The organism is Salinispora sp. H7-4 (assembly GCF_013416675.1).
Taxonomy (GTDB): domain Bacteria; phylum Actinomycetota; class Actinomycetes; order Mycobacteriales; family Micromonosporaceae; genus Micromonospora; species Micromonospora vitiensis.
In genome coordinates this window covers 1-277 of the sequence record NZ_JABZED010000036.1, presented here as the reverse complement: position 1 = coordinate 277, position 277 = coordinate 1, and the positions used below count along the sequence as shown (strand labels likewise).

Here is a 277-nt window from a genome sequence, read left to right as displayed (position 1 = left end):
ACCTCATCGGCGAACGACGACAACTGATCCACCATCGTGTTGACGGTGTTCTTCAACTCCAGAATCTCGCCCTGCGCGTCAACCGTGATCTTCTGCCCCAGGTCACCCCGCGCGACCGCGGTCGTGACCGAGGCGATGTTGCGCACCTGCGAGGTCAGGTTCGACGCCATCGAGTTCACGTTGTCCGTCAGGTCCCGCCAGGTCCCGGAGACCCCCTTCACCTGGGCCTGACCACCCAACTTCCCCTCGGTACCCACCTCCCGGGCCACCCGGGTCA

General features: G+C 64.6%; 1 protein-coding gene. It reads right to left on the bottom strand.

Going from position 1 to position 277, the window contains the following annotated elements; translation table 11 throughout:
• The coding region (locus tag H0524_RS16190; RefSeq protein WP_180199389.1) for a HAMP domain-containing protein at positions 1-277 on the bottom strand (277 nt) is incomplete at both ends.